Genomic DNA, 8,154 nt, shown 5'->3' on the forward strand with positions numbered 1-8,154 from the left:
TCAAATGTCGGTTGAAGGGTCGTTGCGGTCCCGATGCCGCCCTTCCCAGGTCGGTGCTCAGCCGTTTCGTGCGGCGACGATGCGGTCTGCGATGCGCGCGGCATTGGCGAGGATGGTCATCGCCGGGTTCACCCCGCCCGCCGTGGGCATCAGCGAGCCGTCGCAGATCCACAGGTTGTCGATGTCCCAGCTGCGGCCCATGTCGTCGGTGACCGAGGTTTCCGGGTCGTCGCCCATCGCACAGCCGCCCATCAGGTGCGCGGTGCTCGACGTTTCCAGCAGGTTCCGCCCACCCGCGGCGCCCAGCATCTTCGACATGAAATCCAGCGAGTGACGCTGCAGCCGCTTGTCGTTGTCGCTGAAGGCATAGGTGACCCTGGCCCGCGGCAGGCCGAGGGGGTCGCTCTCATCGGCCAGGGTGACGCGGTTGTCGGGGGCGGGCATCGTTTCGCCCACGATCTTCAGCCCCGCCATGCGATTGTACTTGCCCATCGCGGTCAGCAACTCATCGCCGAACATGCCCGTGGCCCCGGTCAGCGTGCCCGCGAAATCGCCCGGCAAGGGGCCCTGGCTCATGAACGAATACCCGCCGTCGAAATCCTTGGTCGGGTCGTCGTCGACATAATTCCAGTGCTCGCAGGTCGCCATCGAGGGCGGGCCCTTGTACCAGCGGATCTCGTCCTCGAACTCGCCCCAGACAGCGTGGTTGGAATGCACCATCAGGTTGCGCCCGACCATGCCGTTCGAATTGCCAAGACCCTGCGGATGCCGCGAGGTGGCAGAGTTCAGCATCAGCCGCGGTGTTTCGATCGAATAGCCCGCGAGGACCACGTTGCGCGCCTTCTGGTGGCGCCATTCGCCGCCGCGATGGTAGGAAACGCCGGTCGCGCGGCCATCCTGGCCGGTCTCGACCCGGCCCACCATGGCAAGGTCGCGCACCTCGGCCCCGGCCCGGATCGCACGGGGGACGTAGGTGATCAGCATGGATTGCTTGGCGTTCACCGAACAGCCGATCTTGCACATCCCGCGATAGGCGCAGGGCGGGGATTTTCCGCGCGGGGCCGAGACGGTGCACAGCGGGGTGGGCGCCCAGTCGACCCCCAGCGCCTCGGCGCCGCGGGCAAGGACGAGGCCCGCCTCGTTCACCTCATGCGCGCGGTAGGGGTAGCGGCCACGCTTGGGCCCCCAAGGGTAGCGGATCGGGCCCGAGATCTTCAGCGCGTTCTCGACCTCGGCGTAATATTTCCACATCTCCTGCCAGTCGACCGGCCAGTCCCTGGCGTAGCCAAGCTTGGTGCGCGACTTGAACCATTCGGGGCGAAAGCGCAGCGACACCATCTGGAAATGCACGGTCGACCCACCCACTGCCTGGCCCGAATTGTTCGCGCCAAGCTCGATCGGGTCGTCGCCGTCCGAGACCCGGGGGTCGAGCCAGTAGAGCTTTTCCTGCTCGTATTCGTCCGAGGCGAAATCCGACAGCGGGCGAAAGAACGGGCCCGCGTCGAACAGGACCACCGACATCCCGGCCTCGGCCAGCTTCGCGGCCAGCACCGAGCCGCCGCAGCCTGCGCCGACGATGACGAAATCGACCTCCTCGCTCTCGGGGAATTCCCGCATCGGCACGGTGCCGTCGCGGCTGAAGACATCGGGGGCGCAGCCGTTCACCGCGCGGGGGTCGGTTTCGGCCTCTGCGGCGCGGCGTCCGATCGGGCGGGTCATGCGTCAGTCTCCTTCCACTGGCCGTAGGGGGCCTCCCACGGGTCGATGCCCTGCGCGTTCAGGCGCACGTAGCCGCGGGGCGAGGCCGGGCCGCCGTAGCCGATCTCGCTCATCGCGGCGGGCTGGGAATAGTAGAACTGCGCGATCTGCTTGAGCACGAGCGCGCGGAAGAACTTCTGCGCCGGCATGTCCTGCCATGCGTCAGGGGCGCGCAGACGCTCCGCGTCGATCTCTTTCAGCACAAGCGTGCGCTCGGGGCGGGCGAGATCGGCAAAGCCGGTGCCATCGTGATGCGCCTTCGCTTCGGCGTCGATCGCGTCGAGGCCAAGCGGCCAGGCGTCGCGGTCCGGCGGCATCACTGCAAAGCGCGTGCCGGTGCCGCGGTCGTCGTGCAGTGCGGCGTTGAGGAAGGGAGCGATCTGCACGGGCCGGGCGCGGGGCTGCGGGATCACCGTGTCGCAAAGCGCGGCCAGCACGGCAAAGCGCGCCTCGGACAGAAAGCGGCGGGGTGGTGGCGTGGTGCGGGCGCGCAGCACCTCGCGCGTCGCATCGTCGTAGGAGGGGCTGTCCCATTTATCCAGCACGTCGTAGCCGGGGTAGGGAGTGCGGAACGGGCCGGTCATTTGCTGTCCTCCCCAAGGCGGTCGTCGGCGATGTCGAGAAGGTCCAGCGCGGCGCGGCCCGATTTGCCAAGGCCCGCAAAGCTGATGGGCGCCGGCATCGGCGGACCGGCCATCGTGGTTTGTCGCCAGTTCCGCCACCCCCCCGAATTGCGCGCGACGCCAAGCGCGTGAAACGCGGTGCCGATGTATCCCAGCGCCTCGACCCCCCGCAGCAGCAGGCGCAGCGGCCCGCGGCGCCTGCGGCGGGGACGGGCGGCTTCCAGCAGAAGGCCCGCGGCGGCCATGGGGGGAAGGGTCACGGGCAGGTACATCGCCGGGTCATGATAGGCGCCGCGGTAATGCAGAAGCGCGACCTCGGCCGTCTCGGCCAGCATGGCGCCCGCGCTCAGCGCGGCCAGCTGGCGCCCGTGGCGCCGTTCCTGCCCGGAAGAGCGCGCCATGCGGTGCGTGGCCATCCCGATCAGTCCGCTCATGATCAGCGCACCGGGCGCGCCCAGCGGCGCCGCGTAGAACAGGTTGTCCCACGACAGGCCGCCCGGCCGCCGCAGCACGTTGCCGAGGTGGAACCCCATCCCCGCCATCCCGGTCGCGACGGCGCCCACATGCACCCCCTCGATCAACTTGCCCGGGCTGCCCGTGCGCGGCTCGGCCATGGACGCAGCCATCGACGCCGCCCCGGCGAGCGGGGCCGCGTACATCGCGTCGCGGCGGTAATCGCCGCGCAGATGTTCCATCCCGCTGTCCAGAAGCACACTGCTGCCCATGATCGCCGCCCCGTCGCGTGACAGGCGCAACGCCTCGCGCTTGCGTGGCGAGGTGGCGGAGGGCGTGTGGGGGCCGCCCGAGGGCCTGCGCGCGGCCAGCCCGGCGGCCAGGAACCCCAGGCCCGCGGTTGCGACGATCAGCGACATGCCCTTGCCGCCCACGGGCCGGCCGGTTTCCCTGACCAGAAGTTCCGAGATCCTGCCTTGCGTCATGGCGCGCGCCTCCCTTGTCTCGCGTGGGGAATGCCTGTTGGTCGGGTCGCGGATCGTGGCACCTCGGCCCGGGTCGGTTCGCGTGGTGTCCCGGCGCCGCATCCCATCCGCGCGAGCAATGCTTGACCCGGCGCAAGGTCGGGATCCCGGAGCCCGGCCCCGCCGGGCGGGTTCGCCCTGCAGCAGCAAGCCGGGAGGGCATTTTCATGGATCCGATAGGATACCGCCGCTGGGCGATCGCAGACGGCTATCTTCCGGCCTGGAGCAACGGGCCCGAGCCCGAGATGCTCAGCCACGGTTCGATCAACATCCTCAATACCGGGTCTGCCGGCGTCCGGGTCGAGCTGATGATCTAATTCGAGGACCGCGCATCCGCCGGGCCCTACCGGCTCGACGCTCCAGCTGAGCGGACGGTGCACCGGCGGATCAACGACCTCGACCCGCCGGTGCCGACCAATCTGGGCTGTTCCTGCGCGATCACGGCGGATGCGCCCGTGGCGGTGCAGCACGCGCGGCTGGATTCCCGGAAGGCCGAGAACGCGGTGTTCAGCACGCTCGCCGCCCTGTGCTGAGGAGGCGCGCGCCGCCGGGGAGGTGTGGATCTCAACCCGCATGATGGCGGTCCGCGACATCGGGCCTGACGGTCAGCCCGAACCCGGGCGCGCCGGAGTCGCGCAGCTTTCCGGCCCGGGGCACCGGGGCACCATCGAACAGCATGCTTTCGATCCGGACATGGTCGTGGAACCATTCCAGGTGCACGGCGGGCAGCGCGGCAAGGCAGGCGTGAAGGTGCAGCGCGGGGGCGCAATGGGCCGAAAGGGGCGTCTGATGTGCCGCCGACAGCGCGGCCACCCCCATGAAGCCGGTGATGCCCGCGCAGCGCGTGGCGTCGGCCTGGAGGACGTCCACCGCCCCGGCTTCCAGCATGCGGCGGAAGTAGGTGATGTCGTAGCCGTATTCCCCGGCCGCGATGTCCATCACGGCGGGCGCGCGGTCCCGCATCAGCCGCAACCCCGCCAGATCGTCCGACGAGACCGGCTCCTCGTCCCAGACCACGCCGTGTTCCGCGGCCTGCTCGGCAAGCGCCAGCGCCTCCTTGCGGTTCTGCGCCCCGTTCGCATCCATGAAGAGGGCAACATCCGGCCCGATCACCTCGCGCGACAGACGCAGGCGCTCGGGGTCCTTCCGGGGATCGCGGCCGACCTTGATCTTGACCATGGCAAAGCCGTCGCGTGCCCAACCGCCAAGCTGCTCGCGCATCTGCTGCGCGTCATACGAGGTGAAGCCACCCGATCCATAGGCGGGGATCTCGTCCCGCGCGCGGCCAAGGAGGGCGGCGACCGGCTGGTTCAGCAGCTTGCCCTTGAGGTCCCACAAAGCGGTGTCGATGGCGGCGATGGCCATGGCGATCGGCCCGTCTCGGCCGTTGTTGCGCATCGCGTGGACAAGCGACAGCCAGATTGCCGCGATGTCGATCGGATTGCGCCCGACGACCAGCGGTGTCAGCGCGTCCCGCACGATGTCGCCGACCGCCGGCATTCCGTAGCTGTAGCCGAGGCCCGTCACGCCGCCTGCCGAGATCTCGACCAGGATCATCGTGGTCGAAGTCCATTCCAGGGTGCCGTCGGATTCCGGCGCGTCGGTGGGGAAGGTCAGGACGCGGGTCCTGACCTCCTCGATACGGGGGGGAGCCGAAAGTGCCATCTCAGCGATCCGAGACGCGCTTGATCGCCTGCTTGATGATCCCGCCGGATTCGGAATCGCCCTGCAGCACCGCGCTCATGAACGACTTGGCCTGGTCCATCGTGATGTGCGGCGGCAGCGTCGGCACGTCGGGGTCGACCACGGCGTGGATCACCGTCGGGCACTGGGCCGCGAAGGCGCGGTCCCAGGCGGGGCCGATATCCTCGGTCTTCTCGACCCGGATCCCCTGCAGCCCCAGCAGCTCGGCATAGGCGGCCATGTCGACGTCGGGCACGTCCTGGGTCTTGGCCACGCGCGGCGAATCCGCCATTGCGCGCAATTCCCAGGTCACCTGGTTGAGGTCCTGGTTCGCCAGCACGCAGATCACGAGGCGCGGCTCGGACCACTGCCGCCAGTACTTGGCCACTGTGATCAGGTCGGTGATCCCCAGCATCTGCATCGCCCCGTCGCCGACGAAGGCCACGGCCGCCCGGTCGGGGTAACAGAACTTGGCCGCCACCGCGTAGGGCACGCCGGGGCACATCGTCGCCAGGGTGCCCGAAAGCGAGGCCTTCATGCCGCTGCGGATCTTGATCGCCCGCGCCAGCCAGTTGGCCGAGCTGCCGCTGTCCGCGCTCAGGATCGCGCGGTCGGGCAGGCGCGAGGAGGCCTCCCAGAACAGCCGTTCGGGGTTCACCGGGTCGGCGCTTTCCTTGGCGCGTTCCTCGACGCCGTCCCACCACTCCTTGACGTGGCCCTCGATCTTGCCGCGCCAGTCCTTGTCTGTCTTCTGCTCGACATGCGGCAGCAGCGCTTCGATCGTGTCGGCGGCGTCGCCTGCAAGGTTCACGTCCATCGGGTAGCGCATCGACATCATCGTGGGATCAAGGTCGATCTGAACCGCCTTCACCTTCCCCTCTTCGGGCAGGAATTCGGAATAGGGAAAGCGCGAGCCGATCATCAGCAGGGTGTCGCAATGGCGGATCATCCAGTCGGTCGCCTTGGTTCCCAGCAGCCCGATCGAGCCGGTCACGTAGGGCAGGTCATCGGGCATCGCGGCCTTGCCGAGCAGCGCCTTGGCCACCCCCGCGCCCAGCTTGTCGGCAAGCCGGGCGACCTGGTCCTGCGCGCCGGCCGCGCCGGCGCCCACGAGGATCGCGACCTTCTCGCCCGCGTTCAGGATGTCGGCCGCGTCCTTCAGGTCCGCCTCGGCCGGCAGCAGGCGCGGGGCCTGGTAGCCGACGCCGCTGTGCACCGTGCCGTGGGCGTGGGGCGGGGTCTCGACCGCGGGGCTTTCCTGCACGTCGTTCGGCGCGATGACGCAGGTCACGCTGCGCCGCGCCTTGGCGATCCGCAGGCCCCGGTCGATCAGGTGGCGCGCCTGTCCCGGGGCCATCATCGTCTGGACGAAATCGCTGGCGACGTCCTTGAAGAGGCTCTGCAGGTCGACCTCCTGCTGGTAGTTGCCGCCAAGCGCGTTGCGCCCCTGCTGGCCGACGATGGCCATCACCGGCTGGTGGTCGAGCTTGGCGTCGTACAGGCCGTTCAGCAGATGGATCGCGCCCGGCCCCGAGGTCGCGAGGCAGACGCCCACCTCGCCCGTCCACTTGGCATGGGCGGCGGCCATGAAGGCCGCGCTTTCCTCGTGCCGGGCCTGCACGAACTCGATCTCGTCGTCGCGGCCGAGGGCGGCAACCAGTCCGCTGATCCCGTCTCCGGGAAATCCGTAGATGCGAGTGATCCCCCAGGCCTTGAGCCGCGTAAGAATGAAGTCGGCGACAGTATCGGACATCGGAAAATCCTCCGTGTATCGTGTTTGCGCACGACGACGGAAGGACAGCGCCCGGGTCAGAGTTCCTGCAATTGAAAGTGACGTGCCCGCGAGAATGGCGGTGCGCGCCCATGTCCCATGACATTTTCGCTTGAAAATTCCACCGCGACTCAGCGCCTTCGCAAGATCGCGGCGTGCTCAGGCTGCTCACTAACCTCAGGTTTATTTAGTTGCCGTCACGCAAATGCGATCAGACATCCTTGGAACCGGCCAAAACAGGGGCCGTATCACGCTCGGACATCGCCGTCCTTCGCCGGACCGGCTGTTCCTGCCGATGATCTGCGGCGTGGGGTTCCTGTTCTGAATCGGCGGTATGGCGGGATCCTGCTCGACCTCTCCGTCCGGATGTACGATCACTCCTCCGTGTAGACCAGAATGTTCCTGCGTGCCGTTTCGGTCTGTTCCACTTCGATCCGTCCGCCAAGCTGCGCCGCGGAGAGGCCGAGAAGGGTGGTGCCGAAGCCGCGGCCCTCAGGCGTTGCGGGGGTGGGAAGCGGGCGGTCGAAATGCTCGGCCCACGAAACCCGGATCATCCTTGCCGGCGTATCGCCCGCCGTGTCGCCTTCGGGTGCCGCATCAAACCCCCACGTGATATCGAGCTTGCCGCCGACATCCCCCAGCACCCCGTACTTGGCCGAGTTGGTCGCCCATTCGTGGAAGATCAGCGCGAGCGACGTAAGCTGGTCTTGCGAGATCGGCACGGGGGGGCCCGAAAGCGAGATTTCGCGCCCTTCGCTGTAGGGATCGATCGCGACGGCGATCGCTTCGCCCAGGCGCGAGCTTTGCCCGATCGTCTGCGTCAGCTCATGCGAGCGGGCGAGCGCGGTGATGCGGCGCGACATGTCCGCGACGAGTTCCTTGGGCGTCTGCGCGTCGCGTGCGGCAAGGCGCATCAGACCGGCGATCACCGTGAACAGGTTCTTCACCCTGTGGTTCATCTCGCGCAGCATCAGTTCGCGCATCTGCGCGACCTCGGCTTCCGCCGTCACGTCGAGGTTGACGCCAAGCAGGCTCGCGCCGCGGCCCGGCATCGAGCTCAGGCGTTTCCGGGCAACCGCGCGCACCACGCGATCGGTCCCGTCGGGCGGCGTGATCCTGTATTCCTCGTCGAACCGGCCGCCTTCGGCAAAGGTCGTCTCTATCGCGTCCCTGACCCGAAGGGCATCCGTCTCGGTCATGCGCGCGAAGAAGGTGCCTGCCGGGTAGCGCCCCTCGTTCTCAAGGCCGAACTGTTCCGCGACCCGCCGGTCCACCTTCGTGAGCCCCCGCTGCGGGTCGAGTTCCCAGACGCCGATTCTTGCGACGTCGAGGGCGAGTTTGA

General features: G+C 68.4%; 6 protein-coding genes and 1 pseudogene. 1 reads left to right on the forward strand and 6 read right to left on the reverse strand.

Annotated features, from left to right (window positions below):
• Positions 1–57: 57 nt before the first annotated feature.
• Genes CVV76_RS23420 through CVV76_RS23430 form a run of 3 tightly spaced genes read right to left on the reverse strand, consistent with a single transcriptional unit; the run spans position 58 to position 3,319 of the window.
• On the reverse strand, positions 58–1,719 hold the full coding sequence (locus tag CVV76_RS23420) for a GMC family oxidoreductase (RefSeq protein WP_102227106.1): 1,662 nt from the start codon (positions 1,717–1,719) through the stop codon (positions 58–60).
• The gene (locus tag CVV76_RS23425) at positions 1,716–2,342 is read right to left on the reverse strand and encodes a gluconate 2-dehydrogenase subunit 3 family protein (protein ID WP_102227107.1); all 627 of its coding nucleotides are present in this window, start codon (positions 2,340–2,342) and stop codon (positions 1,716–1,718) included. Before CVV76_RS23425 ends, CVV76_RS23420 begins: the two co-directional genes overlap by 4 nt.
• Positions 2,339–3,319, reverse strand: coding sequence for a hypothetical protein (locus CVV76_RS23430; protein ID WP_102227108.1), 981 nt, complete (start codon positions 3,317–3,319; stop codon positions 2,339–2,341). Before CVV76_RS23430 ends, CVV76_RS23425 begins: the two co-directional genes overlap by 4 nt.
• A 206-nt stretch (positions 3,320–3,525) precedes the next feature.
• Between CVV76_RS23430 and CVV76_RS25535 the strand changes: the two are divergent.
• Positions 3,526–3,891, forward strand: a pseudogene (locus CVV76_RS25535) (sensory rhodopsin transducer).
• 31 nt (positions 3,892–3,922) lie between these two features.
• On the opposite strand, the gene CVV76_RS23440 reads toward CVV76_RS25535, so the two are convergent.
• The 3 genes from CVV76_RS23440 to CVV76_RS23450 form a co-directional block, all read right to left on the reverse strand.
• Positions 3,923–5,023 (reverse strand): enolase C-terminal domain-like protein, encoded by a 1,101-nt coding sequence (locus CVV76_RS23440; protein ID WP_102227109.1) that lies wholly within the window; start codon positions 5,021–5,023, stop codon positions 3,923–3,925.
• A 1-nt stretch (position 5,024) separates the two neighbouring features.
• Complete coding sequence (locus CVV76_RS23445; RefSeq protein ID WP_102227110.1) at positions 5,025–6,794, reverse strand: thiamine pyrophosphate-requiring protein; 1,770 nt, start codon at positions 6,792–6,794, stop codon at positions 5,025–5,027.
• 392 nt (positions 6,795–7,186) lie between these two features.
• Positions 7,187–8,154 (reverse strand): sensor histidine kinase (locus CVV76_RS23450; protein ID WP_332888550.1); only part of this gene is annotated, 968 nt, incomplete at its 5' end.

Source organism: Acidimangrovimonas sediminis (assembly GCF_002871005.1).
Classification (GTDB): domain Bacteria; phylum Pseudomonadota; class Alphaproteobacteria; order Rhodobacterales; family Rhodobacteraceae; genus Acidimangrovimonas; species Acidimangrovimonas sediminis.